Origin of the sequence: Halomonas halophila (genome assembly GCF_030406665.1) — a bacterium.
In the GTDB taxonomy this organism is placed as follows: domain Bacteria; phylum Pseudomonadota; class Gammaproteobacteria; order Pseudomonadales; family Halomonadaceae; genus Halomonas; species Halomonas halophila.
The window spans coordinates 1-22,067 of the sequence record NZ_CP129121.1; the positions used below are offsets into that span (position 1 = coordinate 1).

Annotated in this window: 17 protein-coding genes; 10 read left to right on the forward strand and 7 right to left on the reverse strand. The window is 69.0% G+C overall.

What is annotated here, in order from left to right; all coding sequences use genetic code 11:
* Positions 1 to 100: 100 nt before the first annotated feature.
* The 4 genes from dnaA to gyrB all read left to right on the forward strand — a co-directional run bounded on the left by dnaA (position 101) and on the right by gyrB (position 6,287).
* Entirely contained in the window at positions 101 to 1,567 is a 1,467-nt protein-coding gene (gene dnaA / locus QWG60_RS00005) for a chromosomal replication initiator protein DnaA (RefSeq protein WP_046078887.1), read from the forward strand.
* 64 nt (positions 1,568 to 1,631) lie between these two features.
* Positions 1,632 to 2,735: a DNA polymerase III subunit beta gene (gene dnaN, locus QWG60_RS00010; protein WP_035594570.1), complete on the forward strand. Its 1,104-nt coding sequence runs from the start codon at positions 1,632 to 1,634 to the stop codon at positions 2,733 to 2,735.
* A gap of 4 nt (positions 2,736 to 2,739) precedes the next feature.
* On the forward strand, positions 2,740 to 3,855 hold the full coding sequence (recF, locus tag QWG60_RS00015; RefSeq protein ID WP_146909150.1) for a DNA replication/repair protein RecF: 1,116 nt from the start codon (positions 2,740 to 2,742) through the stop codon (positions 3,853 to 3,855).
* 11 nt (positions 3,856 to 3,866) lie between these two features.
* The gene (gene gyrB, locus QWG60_RS00020) at positions 3,867 to 6,287 is read left to right on the forward strand and encodes a DNA topoisomerase (ATP-hydrolyzing) subunit B (protein WP_046078889.1); all 2,421 of its coding nucleotides are present in this window, start codon (positions 3,867 to 3,869) and stop codon (positions 6,285 to 6,287) included.
* 121 nt (positions 6,288 to 6,408) lie between these two features.
* Here gyrB and gmhB read toward each other — a convergent pair whose 3' ends face one another.
* The 3 genes from gmhB to glyQ all read right to left on the reverse strand — a co-directional run bounded on the left by gmhB (position 6,409) and on the right by glyQ (position 10,319).
* A complete protein-coding gene (gene gmhB, locus QWG60_RS00025; RefSeq protein WP_146908840.1) occupies positions 6,409 to 6,987 on the reverse strand; it encodes a D-glycero-beta-D-manno-heptose 1,7-bisphosphate 7-phosphatase in 579 nt (192 codons plus the stop codon).
* A 319-nt stretch (positions 6,988 to 7,306) separates the two neighbouring features.
* Positions 7,307 to 9,373, reverse strand: coding sequence for a glycine--tRNA ligase subunit beta (gene glyS / locus QWG60_RS00030; protein ID WP_146908842.1), 2,067 nt, complete (start codon positions 9,371 to 9,373; stop codon positions 7,307 to 7,309).
* Position 9,374: 1 nt separating this feature from the next.
* A complete protein-coding gene (gene glyQ, locus QWG60_RS00035; RefSeq protein ID WP_107181048.1) occupies positions 9,375 to 10,319 on the reverse strand; it encodes a glycine--tRNA ligase subunit alpha in 945 nt (314 codons plus the stop codon).
* A 355-nt stretch (positions 10,320 to 10,674) separates the two neighbouring features.
* Between glyQ and rfaD the strand changes: the two genes are divergently transcribed.
* Together rfaD and waaF are read left to right on the forward strand one after the other, a co-directional pair.
* On the forward strand, positions 10,675 to 11,631 hold the full coding sequence (rfaD, locus tag QWG60_RS00040) for an ADP-glyceromanno-heptose 6-epimerase (protein WP_046078892.1): 957 nt from the start codon (positions 10,675 to 10,677) through the stop codon (positions 11,629 to 11,631).
* Positions 11,624 to 12,637, forward strand: coding sequence for a lipopolysaccharide heptosyltransferase II (gene waaF, locus QWG60_RS00045; protein WP_046078893.1), 1,014 nt, complete (start codon positions 11,624 to 11,626; stop codon positions 12,635 to 12,637). Before rfaD ends, waaF begins: the two co-directional genes overlap by 8 nt.
* Positions 12,638 to 12,742: 105 nt before the next feature.
* Here the strand turns inward: waaF and QWG60_RS00050 are convergent, their stop codons facing one another.
* Genes QWG60_RS00050 through QWG60_RS00060 form a run of 3 tightly spaced genes read right to left on the reverse strand, consistent with a single transcriptional unit; the run spans position 12,743 to position 16,255 of the window.
* The gene (locus tag QWG60_RS00050) at positions 12,743 to 14,425 is read right to left on the reverse strand and encodes a sulfatase-like hydrolase/transferase (RefSeq protein WP_379825964.1); all 1,683 of its coding nucleotides are present in this window, start codon (positions 14,423 to 14,425) and stop codon (positions 12,743 to 12,745) included.
* Complete coding sequence (locus tag QWG60_RS00055) at positions 14,403 to 15,170, reverse strand: glycosyltransferase family 2 protein (RefSeq protein ID WP_035594596.1); 768 nt, start codon at positions 15,168 to 15,170, stop codon at positions 14,403 to 14,405. The genes QWG60_RS00050 and QWG60_RS00055 overlap by 23 nt, the downstream gene beginning before the upstream one ends.
* Entirely contained in the window at positions 15,167 to 16,255 is a 1,089-nt protein-coding gene (locus QWG60_RS00060) for a glycosyltransferase family 9 protein (protein ID WP_146908845.1), read from the reverse strand. Before QWG60_RS00060 ends, QWG60_RS00055 begins: the two co-directional genes overlap by 4 nt.
* Before the next feature lie 36 nt (positions 16,256 to 16,291).
* Here QWG60_RS00060 and QWG60_RS00065 point away from each other — a divergent pair, with 36 nt between their 5' ends.
* A complete protein-coding gene (locus QWG60_RS00065) occupies positions 16,292 to 17,413 on the forward strand; it encodes a glycosyltransferase family 4 protein (RefSeq protein WP_246124669.1) in 1,122 nt (373 codons plus the stop codon).
* 128 nt (positions 17,414 to 17,541) lie between these two features.
* Here the strand turns inward: QWG60_RS00065 and QWG60_RS00070 are convergent, their stop codons facing one another.
* Complete coding sequence (locus QWG60_RS00070) at positions 17,542 to 18,249, reverse strand: 3-deoxy-D-manno-octulosonic acid kinase (RefSeq protein WP_146908847.1); 708 nt, start codon at positions 18,247 to 18,249, stop codon at positions 17,542 to 17,544.
* Here QWG60_RS00070 and QWG60_RS00075 point away from each other — a divergent pair.
* From QWG60_RS00075 to waaA, 3 genes are read left to right on the forward strand one after another with little or no spacing between them, the layout of a single operon-like run.
* Positions 18,248 to 19,345: a glycosyltransferase family 9 protein gene (locus QWG60_RS00075; protein WP_146908849.1), complete on the forward strand. Its 1,098-nt coding sequence runs from the start codon at positions 18,248 to 18,250 to the stop codon at positions 19,343 to 19,345. The two genes, QWG60_RS00070 and QWG60_RS00075, sit on opposite strands and share 2 nt — an antisense overlap.
* Positions 19,335 to 20,765 (forward strand): bifunctional D-glycero-beta-D-manno-heptose-7-phosphate kinase/D-glycero-beta-D-manno-heptose 1-phosphate adenylyltransferase HldE, encoded by a 1,431-nt coding sequence (gene hldE / locus QWG60_RS00080; RefSeq protein WP_035594610.1) that lies wholly within the window; start codon positions 19,335 to 19,337, stop codon positions 20,763 to 20,765. The genes QWG60_RS00075 and hldE overlap by 11 nt, the downstream gene beginning before the upstream one ends.
* On the forward strand, positions 20,765 to 22,054 hold the full coding sequence (gene waaA / locus QWG60_RS00085; RefSeq protein WP_146908851.1) for a lipid IV(A) 3-deoxy-D-manno-octulosonic acid transferase: 1,290 nt from the start codon (positions 20,765 to 20,767) through the stop codon (positions 22,052 to 22,054). Before hldE ends, waaA begins: the two co-directional genes overlap by 1 nt.
* The last annotated feature ends 13 nt before the right edge of the window (positions 22,055 to 22,067 follow it).

Consider the following 22,067-nt stretch of genomic DNA (forward strand, 5'->3'; position numbering starts at 1 on the left):
AGGTTTTCCACAGCGATGTCCGCAGGCGTCATCCATGTGGATAACCTGCGGGTGGCACGATACAATATCCGGTCGTTCTTCAACCGAATGGTGAGGTCGCGTGTCGCTCGCTCTCTGGCAACAATGTCTGGATACCCTGCAGGACGAACTGAGTTCCCAGCAGTTCAACACCTGGATTCGCCCCTTGCAGGCGGAGGAAGGGGACGCCAACCAGCTGCGGCTGCTGGCCCCCAATCGCTTCGTGCGCGACTGGGTCAGTGACAAGTACGCCAAGCGGATCAGCGAACTCATGCGCGAACTGTCGCCGGCCAAGCCGCCCAAGGTGGTGGTGACCGTGGGCAGTCGTCGTGTGGCGTCGCCGGCCCCGCAGACCCGCGAACTGGGCGACCCGGTCTCCGCCGCGCCTCGCGCCCCGGCGGTGCAGACGCCACCGCGTGGCGACGTGGCCGACGAGAGCGAGATCGACCAGCTGCGCGACGAGGGAGCGGAGGCGCCCCGCCGGCCTGGCAGCGAGCGCCAGGTACAGGTGGAAGGCAGCCTCAAGCACAACAGCGGCCTGAATCCGAGCTTCACCTTCGAGACCTTCGTCGAGGGCAAGTCCAACCAGCTGGCCCGGGCCGCCTCCCGCCAGGTCTCGGAGAATCCCGGCGGCGCCTACAACCCGCTGTTCCTCTATGGCGGCGTCGGCCTCGGCAAGACCCACCTGATGCATGCCGTCGGCAATGCCCTGGCCGGTCGACGCGAGAACGCGCGGGTGGTCTATCTGCACTCCGAGCGCTTCGTCGCCGACATGGTCAAGGCGCTGCAGCTCAATGCGATCAACGACTTCAAGCGCTTCTATCGCAGCGTCGATGCGCTGCTGATCGATGACATCCAGTTCTTCGCCGGCAAGGAGCGCTCCCAGGAGGAGTTCTTCCACACCTTCAACGCCCTGCTGGAGGGCGGCCAGCAGATGATCCTGACCTCGGATCGCTATCCCAAGGAGATCAGCGGCGTCGAGGAGCGCCTCAAATCGCGCTTCGGCTGGGGTCTGACGGTGGCCATCGAGCCGCCGGAGCTCGAGACCCGGGTGGCGATCCTGATGAAGAAGGCCGACCAGGCCAAGGTCGATCTGCCCCATGACGCTGCCTTCTTCATCGCCCAGAAGATCCGCTCCAACGTCCGCGAGCTGGAGGGCGCCCTGAAGAAGGTCATCGCCGACTCCCACTTCATGGGGCGGCCGATCACCCAGGACTTCATCCGCGAATCGCTCAAGGACCTGCTGGCCCTGCAGGACAAGCAGGTCGGGGTCGACAACATCCAGCGCACCGTCGCCGAGTACTACAAGATCAAGCTCGCCGATCTGCTCTCCAAGCGGCGTTCACGCTCGGTGGCACGCCCCCGCCAGGTCGCCATGGCCCTGGCCAAGGAGCTGACCAACCACAGCCTGCCGGAGATCGGCGATGCCTTCGGCGGGCGCGACCACACCACCGTGCTGCATGCCTGCCGCAAGGTGCAGGCGCTTCAGGAAGAGAACGCGGACATCCGCGAGGACTACAAGAATCTGCTGCGTCTGCTGACCAGCTGATTGCCCGAATGCGAAGGGCCGGGCCCGGCCTCAATTCCTCCAGGACAAGAGAAGTGGAGTCGACATGAAATTTTCCATCTCCCGTGAAGCGCTGCTGCGCCCGCTGGCGCTGGTCGCCGGCGTGGTGGAGCGTCGCCAGACCCTGCCGGTGCTGTCTAACGTGCTGATCCAGGTCGAGCAGGACCAGGTCTCGCTGACCGGTACCGACCTCGAGGTCGAGCTGATCGGGCGCACCGTGGCCAGCCAGGTCGAACAGCCGGGCGGCATCACCGTGCCGGCGCGCAAGCTGATGGACATCTGCAAGTCGCTGCCGGACCAGTCCGAGATCCAGCTGTCGCTGGAAGAGGGGCGGGCGGTGCTGCGCAGCGGCCGCTCGCGCTTCACGCTCTCGACTCTGCCGGTGGCCGAATTCCCGAGCATCGAGGACGGCCAGAGCAGCGTCGAGCTGAGCCTGCCCCGCGGCACCCTCAAGCACCTCATCGACTCCACCTCCTTCGCCATGGCGCAGCAGGACGTGCGCTACTACCTCAACGGCATGCTGCTGGAGTTCGCCAGCAACCTGGTGCGCGCGGTGTCCACCGACGGCCACCGCCTGGCGGTCTGCTCGCGCCCGGCCGAGATTCAGGTCGAGCCGTCGCAGAAGTTGATCGTGCCGCGCAAGGGCATTCTCGAGCTGGTACGCCTGCTCGACGACAGCGACGAGCCGGTCAGCCTGACCCTCGGCGCCACCCATATCCGCGCCCACACCGGCGACTTCACCTTCACCTCCAAGCTGGTGGACGGCAAGTTCCCCGACTACGAGCGCGTCGTGCCGCGCAACGGCGACAAGGTGTTCATCGCCGAGCGTTCCGAGCTGCGTCAGGTACTGTCGCGTACCGCCATCCTCTCCAACGAGAAGTATCGCGGCGTGCGCCTCAATCTGGAGGAGGGCAACCTGCGGGTCATGGCCAACAACCCCGAGCAGGAAGAAGCCGAGGAGAACGTGGCCATCGAATACTCCGGGCCGGCCATGGAGATCGGCTTCAACGTCGGCTACCTGGTGGACGTGCTCAACGTGCTCGACCAGGAGCGGGTGCAGATGACCCTGGCCGATCCCAACAGCAGTGCGCTGATGGAAGAGACGGGAGGCGGCGACGCCCTCTACGTCGTCATGCCCATGCGTCTCTGACGGGATGCCACTCGATCGTCTCGCCTTCCAGGGCCTGCGCAACCTGCAGGCCCTGGAGCTCACGCCCGGGCCGGGCATCAATCTCTTCGCGGGCGCCAACGGCAGCGGCAAGACCAGCCTGCTCGAGGGCATCCACGTGCTCGGCATGGGGCGCTCCTTCCGCACGCGCCGCTTGCCCAATGCCATCGCCCACGATGCCGAGAGCCTGACCCTCCACGCCCGCCTGGCGGGCGATCCCCCGGTGCCGCTCGGCGTGCGCCGCCGCCGCGATGCCGAGGAGCTCGAGCTGCGGCTGGGCGGCGAGCGCCTGGACCGCCTCTCGGGGCTGGTCGAGGTGCTGCCGCTGCAGCTGATCAATCCTGACGCCTTCCGCCTGCTCAAGGGCTCGCCGGCCGGTCGCCGCGAGTTTCTCGACTGGGGCGTGTTTCACGTGAAACACGATTTCCTCGACGCCTGGCGGCGCTATCGTCGCGCCCTCAAGCATCGGAATGCCCTGCTCAGGCATGGTAGAATGCACGATGCTTCACTGGATGCCTGGGAGCAGGAACTGGTGCTGTGGGGCGAGCGACTGGACACCCTGCGCCGTGACTGGATGGCGGACTTTCAGCCGGTGTTCAGCGAGACCCTGGCCGGGTTGATCGAGCTGCCGGGCCTGACCCTGCGCTATTCGCGGGGCTGGGATCGCAAGCGCTCCCTGGCCGAGGTGCTGCAGCAGGGGCGGGACACCGATCGCCAGATGGGATTCACGCAGCAGGGGCCGCAGCGGGCCGACCTGGGTATCCGCCTCGACCGACGGCCGGCCGTGGAGGTGCTTTCACGGGGACAGCAGAAACTGGTGGTGAGCGCCCTGAAGCTGGCCCAGGGGCGTCTGCTGGAGCAGGCCACGGGCCAGTCCTGCGTCTATCTGATCGACGATCTTCCCGCCGAGCTGGACGAAGCGCACCGCCGGGTCTTCTGCGCCTGGCTGGAGCAGATGCGCTGCCAGGCTTTCATCACCAGTGTCGACCCGGAGGCGCTGGCCGGCGCCTGGGATTCGCGGACGCCGGTGGCGATGTTTCACGTGAAACGCACCGAATCGGGGCAGGGGCAGCTGCTGCCAACGGACAGACAGACTTCATGACGGAGTAGTCAATGAGCGAACAGGCTTACGACTCATCGAGCATCAAGGTTCTCAAGGGCCTGGATGCGGTACGCAAGCGGCCCGGCATGTACATCGGCGACACCGACGATGGCACAGGCCTGCACCACATGGTGTTCGAGCTGGTGGACAACTCCATCGATGAGGCCCTGGCCGGCTATTGCAGCGAGATCCGGGTGATCATCCATCCGGACGAGTCGATCACGGTCAGCGACAACGGCCGCGGCATTCCGACCGACGTGCACGAGGAGGAGGGTGTGTCGGCGGCCGAGGTGATCATGACCGTGCTTCACGCCGGCGGCAAGTTCGACGACAACTCCTACAAGGTTTCCGGTGGCCTGCACGGCGTCGGGGTCTCGGTGGTCAACGCGCTCTCCGAAGAGCTCAAGCTGACCATCTGGCGCAACGAGCAGGTCCACGAGCAGGTCTACCGTCACGGCGTACCCGTGGCGCCGTTGTCGGTGGTCGGCAAGACCGAGCAGAGCGGCAGCCGAGTGCACTTCAAGCCCTCGCCCGAGACCTTCCACAACATCGAATTCCACTACGATGTGCTGGCCAAGCGGTTGCGCGAGCTGTCCTTCCTCAACTCCGGCGTCGCCATCCGGCTGATGGACGAGCGCTCCGGCAAGGAAGAGCTGTTCCACTACGAGGGCGGCCTCAAGGCGTTCGTCGACCACCTGAACACCAACAAGACGGTGCTCAACCCGGTCTTCCACTTCAACGTCGAGCGCGAGGACGGCGTCGGCGTCGAGATCGCCATGCAGTGGAACGACACCTTCGCCGAGAACATCTTCTGCTACACCAACAACATCCCCCAGCGGGATGGCGGCACCCACTTGGCCGGCTTCCGCGCCTCGCTGACGCGCACGCTGAACCACTACATCGAGGCCGAGGGCCTGCTCAAGAAGGCCAAGGTCAGCACCTCCGGCGACGACGCCCGGGAGGGTCTGACCGCGATCATCTCGGTCAAGGTGCCGGACCCGAAGTTCTCCTCCCAGACCAAGGACAAGCTGGTCTCGTCCGAGGTGAAGACCGCGGTGGAGCAGGAGATGGGCCGGCAGTTCGCCGAGTACCTGGTCGAGAAGCCGAACGAGGCCAAGTCCATCGTCAACAAGATGCTGGACGCGGCTCGCGCCCGCGAGGCGGCCCGAAAGGCCCGCGACATGACTCGCCGCAAGGGGGCGCTGGACATCGCCGGCCTGCCCGGCAAGCTGGCCGACTGCCAGGAGAAGGACCCGGGCCTCTCCGAGCTGTTCCTGGTCGAGGGCGACTCGGCCGGCGGCAGCGCCAAGCAGGGCCGCGACCGTCGTACCCAGGCGATCCTGCCGCTCAAGGGCAAGATTCTCAACGTCGAGAAGGCGCGCTTCGACAAGATGCTGTCCTCGGCCGAGGTCGGCACCCTGATCACCGCGCTCGGCTGCGGTATCGGGCGCGAGGAGTTCAATCCCGACAAGCTGCGCTACCATTCCATCATCATCATGACCGATGCGGACGTGGACGGCTCGCACATCCGGACCCTGCTGCTGACCTTCTTCTTCCGCCAGATGTCGCAGCTGATCGAGCGCGGTCACGTGTTCATCGCCCAGCCGCCGCTCTACAAGATCAAGCGCGGCAAGCAGGAGAGCTACCTCAAGGACGAACAGGCGCTCACCGACTACCTGACCACCACCGCCCTGGACGGCGCACGCCTGCACGTGAGTGCCGATGCCCCGGGGATCGGCGGCGAGCACCTGCAGTCGCTGGTGGATCAGTATCGTGACGTGATGCGCCGCATCGAGCGCCTGTCGCGGGTCTATCCGGACGTGGTACTGCGCAAGATCGTCCACGCCGCCCGCGTCGAGGGCGAGGAGAGCCTGCGCGATCGTGCCGCCATGCAGGGCTGGATCGACTACCTGCAGCGCGAGATGGATGCCCTGGTCGACTACGAGGGCGGCCCGCGCTATAGCTTCCGCCTGGAAGAGGACAGCGAGCGTGGCTTCTACCTGCCGGCGGTGACCCTGCTCGCCCACGGCGTCACCACCGACTTCGTGTGGGGCGTCGACTTCTTCACCAGCGCCGACTACCGCGCCATCGCCGGCCTCGGCGAGACGCTGGACGGTCTGGTCGAGGAGGGCGCCTTCGTGGCCCGCGGCGAGCGTCAGCAGCCGATCGGCAGCTTCTACGACGCCCTGGAGTGGCTGATGAACGAGGCCCAGCGTGGCCTGTCCATCCAGCGCTACAAGGGCCTGGGCGAGATGAACCCGGAGCAGCTGTGGGAGACCACCATGGATCCCGAGACGCGCCGCCTGCTGCGCGTGTCCATCGAGGATGCCGTGGCCGCCGACATGATGTTCAACACTCTGATGGGTGACGAGGTCGAGCCGCGCCGCGACTTCATCGAGCGCAACGCCCTGGTGGCCAACCTGGATATCTGATCGCCCGGTTCGATGTTTCACGTGAAACATCGCTAGCGCCGAGCTACAAGAAAACCCCGAAGGCTCAGCCTCCGGGGTTTTTCTTTTTGCTCTGGGCGATTCCAGGCTGTCGACTTGCAGCTTACGGTTGTCGTTCGAGCAGCCAGTCCACGAAGCCGGCCAGATCGTCGAACACCTGGGTCCGATCGTCGCCGGACCGCTCGGGGTGCCTGGCGAGGGTGCGCTCACCCTTGCCGGTGCGCACCAGCACCGGTCGGCAGCCGACTGCTTCGCCGGCTTCCAGGTCGCGCAGGCTGTCGCCGACCATCCAGCTGCCTGCGAGGCTGTCGATCCCGAGCTCGGTGCCCAGTCGTTCCAGCAGCCCTGGCAGCGGCTTGCGGCAGTCGCAGCCATCGTCGGGCCCGTGAGGGCAGTGCACGATGTGGGCGATCTCGCCACCGGCCGCGGCAACGAGCGCATTCAGGCGCTCGTGCATCGCGGCCAGCGTCGTCTCGTCGTAGTAACCGCGGGCGATACCCGACTGGTTGGTGGCCACCGCGACCGTCCAGCCCGCTCGGGAAAGTCGGGCGATGGCGTCGATGGCCTGGGGGTAGGGCAGGAACTCGTCGAGCGACTTCACGTAGTCGTCGGAATCCTGATTGATCACGCCATCCCGGTCGAGGATGACTAACTGGGCGGCAGGCTTCTCGGCACGCGGCATGACGGCTCCGGGCAGGATGGATCGGAAGCGGAAGTGTTTCACGTGAAACAGGCGATGCCAAGCAGGCGGGACTTGGAGAAGTGAGCGGGTCGCGCCCTGGCTGGATGAGTGTTCCACGTGAAACATCGGCGACCGGTGAGAGGTAACAGGTAAGAGGAGTCGCGAGAGAGGAGATAGTAGCGATTAGCGGGGGAGAGGGGAGAGGAAACCGGTAATCGGTGTCGGCGCGGTGATCGGAGCGATGTTCCACATGAAACATCGGCACAAAAAGAAGGGCCGGCGAGTCGCCTCGCCGGCCCTTTCACGTCGCTGGCTCCGCTTAGTGCTGGAGCTCAGCGATGTCCGCGACCTCGAGGAACAGCGCCTGGAGGCTGGCCAGCAGGGCCAGGCGGTTGCGCTTCACCGCCTCGTCATCGGCCATCACCATGACGTCGTCGAAGAAGCGGTCGACCGGCTCGCGCAGGGTCGCCAGCACGTCCAGGGCATCGCTGTAGCGTGCCTCGGCGAACAGCGGGGCGACCTTCTGGTGGCAGCCGCTCAGCGCCTCGGCAAGGGCCTTCTCGGTGTCTTCCTGCAGCAGGCCGGCGTCGACCTCGACGGTCACGTCGCCGCCCTGCTTGGCGAGGATGTTGGAGACCCGCTTGTTGGCGGCGGCCAGGGCCGCGGCTTCCTCGCGGCGGGCGAAGGCGTTCACCGCCTGCAGGCGACGGGCGAAGTCCAGCGGCTTGGTGACCGGGCGGGTACGCACGGCCAGGTAGACCTCGGCGCCGATGCCTTCGTCCTGTGCCCAGGCGCGGAAGCGGTCGAGCATGTAGGCCAGCACCTCGTCGACCAGGCCGTCGGCGTAGGGCAGTTCCTGATGCTGGGCGGCGGCCAGCTCGAGCAGCTCGCGCAGGTCCAGATCCAGCTCGCCCTGGATCAGGATGTTCAGCACGCCGATGGCGGCGCGGCGCAGGGCGAATGGGTCCTTGGTGCCGGTGGGGCGCTGGCCGATGCCGAAGATGCCGGTCAGGGTGTCGAGGCGGTCGGCCAGGGCCAGGGCCTGGCCGGCGCGGGTCTGCGGAATGGCGTCGCCGGCGAAGCGCGGCAGGTACTGCTCCTCGAGCGCCTGGGCGACTTCGGCGTCCTCGCCGTCATGGGTGGCGTAGTAGCGGCCCATGATGCCCTGCAGCTCGGGGAACTCCAGCACCATCTCGGTGACCAGGTCGCACTTGGCCAGCTCGGCGGCGCGGCGAGCCTGGTGCACGTCGCCGTCGATGCGGCCGGCGATGAAGGCGGCCACGGCGGCGTTGCGGTGGGACTTGTCGCCCAGCGAGCCGAGCTTCTGCTGGAAGACCACGCTGGCGAGGCCCTCGACGCGGGCGGCCAGCGGCTGCTGGCGGTCGGTCTCGTAGAAGAAGGCGGCATCGGCCAGGCGCGGGTGGATCACCTTCTCGTTGCCGCGGATCACCTGCTCCGGCTCGGCGCTGTCGATGTTGGAGATGGTGATGAAGCCGGGCTTGAGGTTGCCCTCGGCGTCCAGCAGGTGGAAGTACTTCTGGTTGGCCTTCATGGAGGAGACCAGGCACTCGGCCGGCACCTCGAGGAAGCGTTCGTCGAAGCCGCCGGCCAGGGCGACCGGCCATTCCACCAGGCCGCTGACCTCGACCAGCAGGTCCTCGTCGATGACCGCCTGGGCCTCCTGTACCTCGGCCTCGGCCAGCACCTGCTCGCGGATGCGCTCGCGGCGCTTGTCGCGGTCGGCCAGCACCCAGGCCTGCTCCAGCGCCTCGAGGTAGTCGTCGGCGTGGGCCAGCTCGAGCGGCTCGGGGGCGTGGTAGCGATGGCCGCGGGTGGTGCGGCCGGAGCTCAGGCCGAGGGCGCTGGCCTCGACGACGTCGCTGCCGTAGAGCATCACCAGCCAGTGGGCGGGACGGGAGAACTCGATGCGCGAGGCGCCCCAGCGCATGTTTTTCGGCACCGGCAGGCCGGCGATGGCCTTCTCGACGATGGCGGGCAGCAGGGCGGTGGTGGCCTCGCCCTGCTGCTGCTCGCGGTAGCCGAGCCAGGTGCCCTTGTCGGTTTCGAGGTGGATCAGCTGGTCGACCTCGACACCGCAGGAGCGGGCGAAGCCCTGGGCGGCCTTGGTCGGCTCGCCGTCCTTGAAGGCGGCGGCCAGCGCGGGACCGCGGCGCTCGACCTCACGGTCCGGCTGCTTGTCGGCAAGCGCCTCGACGCGCACGGCCAGGCGGCGCGGGGAGCCGTAGGCGGTCACCTCGCCGTGGGCGATATCGGCGTCGGCCAGCCCGCGGGACACGCCCTCGGCCAGGGCATCGGAGAGTTTGTCGATCGCGCCCGGCGGCAGTTCCTCGACGCCCAGTTCGACCAGAAAGCTATCGGCTGCCATCTCAAGCGTCTCCTTCGGCAAGCAGTTCGCGGCGCAGGGCTTCGGGGGCCAGCGGGAAGCCGGCGGCCTTGCGCGATTCGTAGTAGGCGTGGGCCACGTCACGGGCCATGGTGCGCACGCGCAGGATGTAGCGCTGGCGTTCGGTCACCGAGATGGCGTGACGGGCGTCGAGCAGGTTGAAGGTGTGCGAGGCCTTGAGCACCTGCTCGTAGGCGGGCAGCGGCAGGCCGGCCTCGATCAGCTTGCTGCATTCGCCTTCCTGATGATCGAAGGCGGCGAACAGCGCCGGCACGTCGGCGTGCTCGAAGTTGTAGGTCGACTGCTCGCGCTCGTTCTGCAGGAAGACGTCGCCGTAGGTGACCCTGGTGCCGTCGGGGGCGACGGTCCACACCAGGTCGTAGACGCTGTCGACGTCCTGGACGTACATGGCGATGCGCTCGATGCCGTAGGTCAGCTCGCCGGTGACCGGGTAGCACTCCAGGCCGCCGGCCTGCTGGAAGTAGGTGAACTGGGTCACCTCCATGCCGTTGAGCCACACTTCCCAGCCCAGGCCCCAGGCGCCGAGGGTGGGGGATTCCCAGTTGTCTTCGACGAAGCGGATGTCGTGAACCAGCGGGTCGAGGCCGAGACGCTTGAGCGAGCCCAGATAGAGCTCCTGGAGATTGGCCGGGGACGGCTTCATCACCACCTGGAACTGGTAGTAGTGCTGCAGGCGGTTGGGGTTCTCCCCGTAGCGGCCGTCGGTGGGGCGGCGGGAAGGCTGCACGTAGGCGGCGTTCCAGGTCTCGGGACCGATGGAGCGCAGGAAGGTCGCCGGGTGGAAGGTCCCGGCGCCGACCTCCATGTCCAGGGGCTGAAGGACCACGCAGCCCTGTTCGGCCCAGTACTGCTGCAGGGCCAGGATCAGGCCCTGGAAGGTTGTCACGTCTGGCGTCGACTGTGTCATTGCGGAAGCACCGTTGGCCATGAATTCACGAGCGGTCAAGTATACAATCACGGGCAGATCGGTTATAGGCGCAGCCCGGAATACCTGGGTTACAGGGCTGCGGGAAATCGCGAGGGGCGCCGGGGACAGCTCGCAGAGGAGGTCCTACGCCAGGGGTGAGGAGGATTCCTCCGAACGGGCTGGCCATGGATGGCCAGCACCGGCCCTGCAAGTGGCGCAGGATGCAAGAACGCCGCAGGGCGTCGGTAGCGCCCAGGGAAGGGGTCACAGCACCTCCTCGGAGAGCTGTCGCCGGATCAGCCCCGTTCGGAGGCACCCGGCTTGCCCGCTAGTGCCCGCATAGAGAGGAATCCCCATGATCGTAGTGACAGGCGGAGCCGGCTTCATCGGCTCGAATCTGGTCAAGGCACTCAACGAGCGCGGCCGCAACGACGTGCTGGTGGTCGACGACCTGAGCGACGGCACCAAGTTCGTCAATCTGGCCGACTGCACCCTCGGCGACTACCTGGACAAGGACGACTTCCTGGCCCGGGTGAAGGCCGCCCTCAACGGCGAGGCCTCGCACCTGCCGCCCATCGAGGCGATCTTCCACGAGGGCGCCTGCTCCGACACCACGGAGTGGGATGGCCGCTTCATGCTCGAGAACAACTTCGAGTATTCCAAGGAGCTGCTGCACTTCTGCCAGCTCAAGGGCATTCCCTTCATCTACGCCTCCTCCGCGGCTACCTACGGCGGCAGCGAGGTGTTCCGCGAGGAGCCCGAGCACGAGAAGCCGCTCAACGTCTACGGCTACTCCAAGCTGCTGTTCGACCAGTACGTGCGCGCCCGCCACGACGAATTCGAGAGCCAGGTGGTCGGCTTCCGCTACTTCAACGTCTACGGCCCCCGCGAGCAGCACAAGGGCAAGATGGCCAGCGTCGCCTACCACCACCACACCCAGATCAGCGGCGGCCAGGACCTCAAGCTGTTCGGCGCCTGGGACGGCTACGAGGCCGGCATGCAGAGCCGCGACTTCATCTACGTCGGCGACGTGGTCGACGTGAACCTGTGGTTCCTCGACCATCCCGAGGCCTCCGGCATCTTCAACCTCGGTACCGGCCGTGCCGAGCCGTTCAAGGCGATCGGCGAGGCGGTGGTCGACTACTACGGCAAGGGCAAGATCGAGTACATCGACTTCCCCGACGAGCTCAAGGGCCGCTACCAGAGCTACACCCGGGCCGACATCGCGCGGCTGCGCGAGGCCGGCTACGACCGCGAGTTCCATACCGTCGCCGAAGGCGTGAAGGCCTATCTGGAGTGGCTGAATGCCTGACCCGGGCGAGCGCATCCTGGTCGTCGGCCCGTCCTGGGTCGGCGACATGGTCATGGCCCAGAGCCTGTTCAAGACGCTCAAGGAACGCGACCCGGCGGCGACCATCGGCGTGGTGGCGCCGGCCTGGTCGCGGCCTATCCTCGAGCGGATGGAAGAGGTCGACGAGGTGGCCGCGCTGGAAGTCGGCCACGGCGAGTTCGGCTGGGCCGCGCGGCGCAGGCTGGCGGCCTCGCTGCGCGGGCGCTTCGACCGCGCCATCGTGCTGCCGCGCTCCTGGAAGTCGGCGCTGGTGCCCTTCCTGGCGCGCATCCCGCGGCGCGTCGGCTTCCACGGCGAGCAGCGCTACGGGCTGCTCAACGAGCGTCGCCGCCTCGACAAGGCCGTGCTCGACCAGACCGTGAAGCGCTTCGTGTCGCTGGGGCTGCCGGCCGGCGAGGCGGCACAGGGCGACTTCCCGGTCCCGCGCCCGGCGCTGCAGCGTGACGATGCCAATCTGGCATCGCTGCACGCCTCGCTCGGTATCGGGAGCCGCCCGGCCATCGCCATGATGCCCGGTGCCGAGTACGGCCCCGCCAAGCAGTGGCCGCTCGAGTACTTCCGCCGCCTGGCCGAGGCGCTGATCGCCGAGGGCTTCGAGGTGCGGGTGATGGGCGGCCCCAAGGACGAACCCGCCGGCGAGACCATCGCCGGCGGGCTCGAGCATGCGCATAACCTGTGCGGCAAGACGCGGCTGGCCGACGCGGTGGACCTGCTCGCCGACTGCCGCCAGGCGGTGACCAACGACTCGGGGCTGATGCACGTGGCCGCCGCCGCGGGCACCCGCATCCAGGCGATCTACGGCTCCTCGTCGCCGGCCTATACGCCGCCGCTCACCGGCGACGCCGAGATTCACTACCTGGCGCTGGACTGCTCGCCCTGCTTCGAGCGCACCTGCCCGCTGGGTCACACCAACTGCCTCAAGCAGCAGCCGCCGGAGAGGGTCCTGTCGGCCATCCTGGCCGGCTAGGCAATGCTGAAAAGTGTCTGCGCTCGGCTATACGGCGTTAAAACTCAACTCAAAGTCCTCATTTACAGCTCGTAAACTCCGGCTTTTCGTTGATTTTTGCCTTGTCTAACCTTCGCTCGCCGACTTTTCAGGCAATGCCCGCGGCTCTTCGCCGGAATGTTCCGCCCGGACCGACGCCGGCTCCGGGCGGGGCAGGTCGAGCCCCTCCCACAGCCGGCGCTGCAGGGCGGTCTCTTCCTTGAGCCGGGCATTGATCGCCTCCAGCCCGTGGCGCTCGACCAGCGTCGGTTCCCGCGACAGCAGCGAGACGCCGAGCCCCGCGCGGTGGTGCGCGATGCGAAAGCCCATGGCCTCCAGCACGGTGGGCAGCACGTCGAGCGTCGACCCCTCGCGGTCGAGACGGCGCGGAATCAGGTCGTTGTGCAGCAGCATCAAGGTATTGGCGCGGGGGCCGGCGATCAGTTGCTCCCAGGCCGAGACGCGCATGGTCAGGTGATCGCTGGCGAGCACCACCAGGGTGTTGGCCAGCAGCCCCTCGGCCTCCAGCCGTTCCACCAGCCGCTTGGCCAGCCAGGCCGAGCATTCCACCGCATAGAGGATGTCCTCGCCGTCGTGATCGCCCTGGCGCGCCTCGCAGGCCCGGGCCGGGTAGCCGGCGGGCGGATGGGTGCCGAGGCTGAGCGCGATCACGCCCCAGGGGCCGCCCTCCGCCTCGCGGCGGCGGATCTCCTCCCGGGTGAAGGCATAGAGGCTGTCGTCGTACAGCCCCCAGCTGTTGAGATAGTCGGGGTCCTCGAGCCGTGGGGCCAGGGTCTCGCGGCCGCGCACCCGCGTGACGCCGTGGCCGGTATAGAAACGGCCCTTGCCGGCGAAGCGGGTGCTGGCGCCGCCGAGATAGCTCAGGGCATAGCCCTGGGCCGACAGCAGGTCGCCCAGGCAGTCGACGCCCGGCACGACCCGGTCCAGGGGCTCGAACTGGCTGTCATGCAGCAGTCCCGCCGGCATCAGCGGCGTGCCGCACTGGCTGGCGATCATCCCGGCCATGGTCCAGCCGGTGTTGTCGAGCTGACGGATTCCCTCGAAGACCACGCCGCGTCGGCCCAGCTCGGCGAGTGGCCCGTAGGCGTCGCCGAAGCGTTCGCGGTCGGCATAGGTGCGTTCCAGGCTCTCCAGGTAGAGCACCAGCAGGTTGGGCGGATCGGCCGGCGCCGCCTGGATCACCGGCGGCACGTAGCGGCGATCGAGCCAGGCGCCGTCCTCGGTGACGAAGGCCATGCCGCGCTGGCCGAGCCCCAGCAGCATCGGATTGCCGAGCAGCAGTACCGCGGCCAGCAGGCGTTCATGGCGAGCCCAGCGGCCGTCGCGCCGCACCAGCCAGGTGAAGGCGGCCAGTACTGCCAGCATGGCGAGGGTATAGAGCACGGCGGCGACCAGCCGCTCGCCGCCGCCGTGATCGCTGATGCCGGCCTGCAGGTGGAAGAACACCGCCCCCAGGTCGACCTCGCCGAAGCTGTCGGCCAGATAGACGTAGATGCCCCACAGGCTCAGTGGCAGCAGCGACCAGGGCCAGCGGCGCCGCGGCATTGGTGCGGCCGCGTCCTCGCCCCAGCGCAGGCGATGGGCCAGCCACAGCCAGCCGGCGGCGATCGGCCACAGCGCCAGGGTCGGCAGCCGGGTCACGGTGACGGCGGCAAAGCCCAGGGCCACGCCGAGGGTCAGCAGTGCCCATCCGCGCGGCCGCTTCAGGCGGGCGGGGATGGCATCTTCAGCGTTCGTTCTGTTCCGCACGCTCGTTCTCGTAGAGCTCGTTGAGTTTGGCGTACTTCATGTAGGCGTGGAACGCCGTGGTCATGGCCACGGTGAAGCCGTCCGCGCCCTGGAAGAGGCCGCCCTTGAGGATCAGCTTGCGAAAGGTGGCGGTGGCCGCATGCAGTGCCGGCCGCACGGCCGAGGGCCGTTTGCCACGCTCCTTCATTGCCCAGGCATCGCGGCTGGAGAGCGCGTCGATGCGGCTGATCCAGTGTGACAGGTCACGATAGGTGAAGTGGCGAAGATGGGCGTCCAGATCCGTCACCGAAGGGGCCTGCACCGAGGAGTGCGCCTTCTTGGGCAGGTAGCCCGAGGTGGTGCGGTTGTAGAGCCGGGTGACCGGGTCGGGGTAGAAGCCCGCGGCGCGGATCCAGTGGCGGCCGGCAAAGTTGCGGCGCCTGAAGCGAAAGGCCTGCTGCGGATCGTCCAGCGCCAGGCCCTGGATCGCCGCGACGGCGTCGTCGTCGAGGCGCTCGTCGGCGTCCAGCGCCAGGATCCAGTCATGGGCGGCCTGGGGCACCGCGAAGGCCTTCTGCGGGCCGTCGCCGAGATAGGGCTGATGAATCACCCGGGCGCCGGCGGCCTCGGCGAGCGCCACGGTGTCGTCCTGGCTGCCGGAGTCGACGACGATCACCTCGTCGCAGACCCGTTGCAGGGAGGCGATGCAGTCGGTGACGTTGTCGGCCTCGTTGAGCGTGATGATGATGCCGGAGATGGGCGTCATGGGCGGGTCTCGCTGATCGAAGGAGAGGTCAGGTGCGCGGCGATGGACTCGGCGGCGGCGGCCAGGTCGATGGCCGCCATGTCCGCCTCGTGGGCGTCCTCGGGCGGGCAGAAGGCCAGGCGCCGGGCCTCGGCGTTGCAGGTCTGCCAGCGTAGCGGCGTGGCCGAACGCCGCGCAGGATAGAAGCCGGCGGTGGGGCGGTCCAGGCAGGCGGCGACGTGCAGCGGTCCGGTGGAGCCGGCGATGAACAGGTCGGCGGCCACGAGGCTCCTGGCGAAGGCCTCGAGCCCCGGGCTCGGCGGCAGGCGCCGGGCCTCGAGTCCGGCCTCGCGCAGCGTCTCGCACAGGGCATCGGCGTTGTCGGTCTCCCCGGGGCCGGCGGTGATCACCCAGGCCGGCTTCTTGCCCGCCTCGTGCAGCCGGGCATCGACGTCGCGGGCCAGCCGCGCGTAGGCCTCGGGCGTGAGGTTGACCGCCGAGCCGCCGCTGCCGGGGTGAAGGAACAGCCACGGGCGGTCATCACCGAGCCCGGTAGCCTCGGCCACGAGTGCCCGCTGGCGGGCGTGCTCGCCATCATCCAGCGGCCAGCAGGGCGGCGCCGGCCGCGTCGGCACCGCGATGCCCAGCGCCTCGAGCAGCGCCTCGGCGAGCTCCAGGTTGTAGACGTACTCGGGTTTCTCCGAGCGCGACCTGCGCTGGGTGACGCGGCGGTTGTAGAATAGCTGGGCCCACTTGGTGGCCGGCGCCAGGCGCAGCGGAATGCCGGCGCGCCAGCCCAGCCAGCCGACGCGCGGCGTGGAGTAAAGCGTCAGCAGCGCATCGAAGCGCCCGGCCTTCAGCTCGGCCAGCAGTTCGCGTCGGCCCTCGCGGCCGGCGTTGTCGCCCGGGTCGAGGATCACCTCGTCGATCCACGGGCAGGCGCGGGCCAGCGGGGCGGTATAGCTCGGCACCAGCACGCTGACGTGGGGGCGCGGCGAGGCGGCCTTGAGGGCCGCCAGGGCCGGCCAGGCCAGCATGAAGTCGCCGAGCTTGTCGTTGCGAACCACCAGCAGGCGCGGCGGCCGTTGATCGGAGAAACTCGTCATGGGGCTCCCGAGCCCCGACACCGAATGGAGGATGCCTTGAGACCCAAGGTCATGCAGCTCTGCCTCTCGAACGGCTGGGGCGGACTGGAAATGTATCCTGCGCGGATTATACCCGAGCTGGCCCGCCAGGGGTGGGAGGCCCACGGCCTGGCGCTTGAAGGCTCGCGGGTGGCGGCGAGCCTCGAGGCCGCCGGCGTCACGCCGCTGACGGTGCCGTCCCGCGGCCAGGCGCTGTGGCGGGTCGGGCGGATCCTCGCCTACCTCAAGGCCCACGGCATCGAGGTCATCCACTGCCACAAGTCCAGCGACCTGCGCCTGGGCGCGCTGCTGGCGACCCTGCGCCCGGGGCTCAGGCTGTTCTTCACCGATCACATGGGCGTCACCCGGCCCAAGCGCGACCCCTATCACCGCTGGGCCTACGGCCGGGTCACCCGGCTGTTCTCGATCAGCGAGGCGACCCGCGCCCGCAATCTCCAGGCCTTCCCGCTGCCCGCCGAGCGCATCCGCCGGCTCTACCTCGGCATCGATCCGGCGCCCTACGTGGCCGACCTGGGCGATCACGAGCGCGCGACGCTGCGCGGCGAGCTGGGCGTGCCCGAGGGTGCGGTGGCGATCGGCCTGCCGGGGCGCATCACCCCGGGCAAGGGGCAGCGGGTGTGGGTCGAGGCGCTGGCGGCGCTCGCAGAAAACCGGCCCGATTCGGCCTGGCATGGCGTGATGATCGGCGGGCTGACGGCCGAGGAGGGCAGCAACGCGGCCTTCGTCGAGGCGCTGCGCGAGCGCGTCGAGACGCTGGGGCTCGGCGCGCGGCTCACTTTCGCCGGCTTCCGCGCCGACCTGCCGCGCTGCCTGCAGGCGCTGGACGTGGTCTGCACGCCGTCGCGCAACGAGGCCTTCGGGCTGACGGTGATCGAGGCCATGGCCGCCGGTCGGCCGGTGGTGGGCGCGTCGAGCGGAGCGATTCCGGAGCTGGTGAGTCCGGACACCGGGCGGCTGGCCGATCCCGAATCCCCCGAGGCCTGGGCCGCGGCCCTGGCCGAGCTGGTCGACGACGGCGCGCTGCGCGAGCGGCTCGGCGTGGCGGGCCGGACGCGGGTGCTGGAGGATTTCACCTTGGCGCGCCACGTCGAGGCGCTGGTGGCGGAGTACGGTGCGTAGCAGATCCTAGTCGATGAGCGCCGGGGGTAAGGTGGAGCGAGGATTTTTTGCCAAGGAAGGCAAAAGTAGCTTACAGGGAGGTATTTACAGCGCCCTCGCGGAAGCTTGGGCGCCGGCAAAGCTCATCGCTAATCTTGAATAGAGTCATAGCCGCGACGGATGGCGTCCATGGCGGGGGTGGCGTCGAACTTGGTCAGCGAGCGGGCCAGCCGTTCGAGGTTGGCCTCCTGCCACTGGCCGGGCGCGCGCAGACGGCAGCGGTCGAAGTCGATCAGCCACACGCTGTCGTCGTCATCGACCAGCAGGTTGCGGGCGTTGAGGTCCACGTGGTCGAGGCCGGCGTCGTGGAAGCGGCGCACCGTGGCGCCGACCCGGGCCAGCAGGGCGTCATCGGCGTCATGGAGCCGCTCGGCCAGGGCGCGGGCGCTGTTCAGGCGCACGGTGATCAGGGCGGCCTCGTAGCTGGGGCCGTGGCGTGTCGTGACCGCCGCCACCGGGCGGGGCACCGGCAGGCCGAGCGAGAACAGGTGGGCGGTCAGGCGCAGCTCGCGGAAGGAACGGCTGCGTTCGGCGCCGGTCCACAGGTAGCGCGATTCGCTGATCCTGGCCACCAGGCCACCGCGGCGGTAGGGGCGCAGCACCCACTCGGCATCGCCGGCGGCCAGGAACAGGCTGGCCCCGCGGCCGGGTGCCTCGCCGGTGACGCGGCCCTGCCGGCGCCAGTGGTCGGGATCGAAGGTGAGCGGGCCGATTTGTGGCGCCCCATCGGCGTCACATAAACTGTCCGCATCATATAAAATGTAAACCTTTCCCGTTTGAAGCGTTGCCAATCGCATGAAGCATCCTCTGCCCGCCAGCCCCGCCCATATCGGCGTGCTGCGCCTCTCCGCCCTGGGCGATGTCTGTAACCTGGTTCCGACGATCCGCGCGCTGCAGCGTCAGTGGCCCGATGCGCGCATCACCTGGATCATCGGCAAGGGCGAGCACAGTCTACTGGCCGGCATGTCGGGGGTCGAGTTCGTCGTCTACGACAAGGCCACGGGCCTGGCGGGGATGCGCGAGCTGTGGCGGCAGCTGGCGGACACGCGCTTCGACGTGCTGCTGCACATGCAGCAGGCGCTGCGGGCCAGCGTGCTCTCCCTGGGCCTCAAGGCCGACCTGCGCGTCGGCTACGACAAGGCCCGTGCCAAGGATGCCCAGCACTGGTTCACCCACCGCCAGCTGGCGCCGCACCCCCGCGCCCACGTGCTCGAGTCCTTCCTCGACTTCGCCCGGCTGCTGGGCGTCGAGGATCTCTCGCTGGCATGGGACATGCCGATCCCCGACGCCGCCCGCGACGAGGCCGCGACGCTGACCGGGGATGCGCCCTACCTGCTGATGAGCCCCTGTGCCAATCCGCGGCTGCGCAACTTCCGCAACTGGTCGGCGGAGGGCTACGCCAGCGTGGTCGAGCACGCCTGGGTCCAGCACGGCCTGAAGACGGTGCTGACCGGCGGTGGCAGCACCCAGGAGCGCGAGATGGGCAGCCGCATCCAGGCGCTGTCCCAGCCCGGCGCGGTGATCGACGCCATCGGTGGCTCCTCGCTCAAGGGCCTGCTGGCGCTGATCGACGGCGCCCGGGCGGTGGTGGCGCCGGACTCGGGTCCGGTGCACATGGCCAACGCCCTGAACACCCCTGTGGTCGGCCTGTTCGCCACCACCAACCCGGACCGGGCCGCGCCCTACTGCTGGCGCGAACACGTGGTGAACCGCTATCCCGACGCGGTGCGCCAGTTCCTGCACAAGGACCCCGAGACGCTCCCCTGGGGGCAGCGGGTCCGTCATCCCGACGCCATGTCGCTGATCCAGGCCGACGACGTCATTCGCCATCTCGAGGCGGTGCTGGACACCGCCGCGTCCCGTCAGGAAAGGGAGCCTTCCGATGAAGCTTGATCTGACCGCGCTGGAGCATTCCCGTCTGCTGGTGGTGGGCGACGTGATGCTCGACCGCTACTTCCATGGCGGCACCTCACGGATCTCGCCCGAGGCCCCGGTGCCGGTGGTGCGGGTCGAGGAGGCCGAGGATCGCCCCGGCGGCGCCGCCAACGTGGCGCTCAACATCGCCTCGCTGGGCGCGCGGGCGGCGCTGGCCGGCCTGGTCGGCGACGACGACAACGCCGACCTGCTGAGCCGCCGCCTCGAGGACGCCGGTGTGAGCACTCACTTCGCCCGAAGCGCCGACATACCCACCATTACCAAGCTCCGTGTGATGAGCCGCAACCAGCAGCTGATCCGCCTCGACTTCGAGCAGAGCCTCGGCGACGTGGACACCGGCCCGCTGGCGGAGAAGGTCGAGACGGCCCTGGACGCCGCCGACCTGGTGATCCTCTCCGACTACGGCAAGGGCACCCTGGCCGACGTCCAGGGGCTGATCGGCCGGGTGCGGGCCGCCGGCAAGCGGGTGCTGGTCGATCCCAAGGGCAGCGACTTCCGCAAGTACCGCGGTGCCAGCGTGATCACCCCCAATCTGGCCGAGTTCGAGGCCGTCGCCGGGCCCTGCCCGGACGATGCCACCCTGTCCGAGCGCGGCGAGGCGCTGCGCGCCGAGCTGGAGCTCGAGGCGCTGCTGATCACCCGCAGCGAGAAGGGCATGACCCTGATCCGCGAGGGCCACGAGCCGCTGCACCTGCCGACCCGCGCCCGGGAGGTGTTCGACGTCACCGGCGCCGGCGATACCGTGATCGGCGTGCTGGGTCTGGCGCTGGCCGCCGGCCACGGCTTCCCCGAGGCCATGACCCTGGCCAACCTGGCCGCCGGCCTGGTGGTCGCCAAGCCCGGCACCGCCACGCTGTCCGTCGCCGAGCTCTACACCGCCCTGCACGGCGACAAGCTGGCCGAATTCGGCGTCATCGCCGAGGCGCCCCTGATCGAGGCGGTGCGGGCCGCTCAGGCCCGTGGCGAACGGGTGGTGATGACCAACGGCTGCTTCGACATCCTCCACGCCGGCCACGTGGCCTACCTGGAGCACGCCCGCCGGCTCGGCGACCGGCTGATCGTGGCGGTCAACGACGACGCCTCCATCGGACGGCTCAAGGGACCCAAGCGGCCGATCAACCCGCTGGCCCGCCGCATGCAGGTGCTGGCCGGGCTGGGCGCGGTGGACTGGGTGGTGCCCTTCGCCGAGGACACCCCGCAGCGGCTGATCGAGGCGGTGCTCCCTGACGTGCTGGTCAAGGGCGGCGACTACCGCCCCGAGGACATCGCCGGCGGTGAGGCCGTGCGCGCGGCCGGCGGCGAGGTGCGGGTGCTGGGCTTCGAGGACGGCGTGTCCACCACGGCGATGATCTCCACCATCCTCGACCGCGAGGCCTGATGGCCGGCCACCCCTGGGTGCGGCGCGGCTACTCCGCCGCGCTGCTTGCGCTGTCGCCGCTGGTCTGGCGACGGGTGTGGAAGGAGAGCCTGCCCGGGCGCTCCCGCGCCGAGCGGCTGGGGCGCATCGTCGGCTCGCCCGAGGGCGCCCACAGCCTGTGGCTGCACTGCGCCTCGGTGGGCGAGGTGCAGGCCGCCCGGCCGCTGATCGAGGCCCTGGCGCGGCGTCATCCCGACCACCGCCTGGTGATCACCACCATGACCGCCACCGGCGCAGAACGCGCCCATGCCGTCGCCGAACGCCTGCAGGGCGAGGCGCATACAGCCGAAGTGAGTCATCACTTCGTGCCGCTGGACTTCCCCGGCGCCGCCCGGCGCTTCCTCGATCGCCTGCGCCCCGATCTCGCCATCTTCTTCGAGACCGAGCTGTGGCCCAACCTGCTGGCCGGCTGCGAGCGGCGGGGCATTCCGGTGGCGGTGGTCAACGGCCGGCTCTCGCCGCGGGCCTTCCAGGGCTATCGTCGCCTCGGCAGGCTGATGGCCGAGGCGCTGTCTCACGTCAGCTGGCTGGGGGCCAAGTCCGAGGCCGACGCCGAGCGCTTCCGGGCGCTGGGCATGGCGGCGGAGAAGGCCGAGGTGACCGGCTCGCTGAAGTTCGATCTGGACCGTGATGACAAGGCCTTCGAGGTGAGTGAGCGCTTGCGCACCGGGTTCGGCCGGCGCCCGGTGTGGGTGGCGGGCTCGACCCATGAGGGCGAGGACGAGGCGCTGCTCGAGGCCCACGCGCGGCTGCGGGAGCGCTATTCCGAGGCGCTGCTGATCCTGGTGCCGCGCCATCCGCGGCGCTTCGAGGCGGCGGCGGAACTGTGCCGCCACGAGGGCATGCCGCTGGCGCGGCGCTCGCGGGACGAGGCGGTGACCTGCGAGATGGCGGTCTATCTGGGCGACACCATGGGCGAGCTGTCGGCGCTCTATGGCGCGGGCGATGCGGCCTTCGTCGGCGGCAGCCTGGTGCCGATCGGTGGCCACAACCTGCTGGAGCCGGCCGCCATGGGCGTGCCGGTGTTGACCGGTCCCGAGCTCGCCAACTTCACCGACGTGGCCGAGGCGCTGCGCGAGCGGCAGGCGCTGGTGGACGTCGACGATGCCGCGACGCTCGCCGAGGCGCTCACGCGCCTGCTCGGTGACGCGGCGGAGCGTGAACGCCTGGCCGCGGCCGGGCGTGCGGTAGTCGAGGCCAACCGCGGCGCCCTGGCGCGCACGCTGGAAGGCCTCGAACGGCTTCTTTAGCCGAAGTAAACGC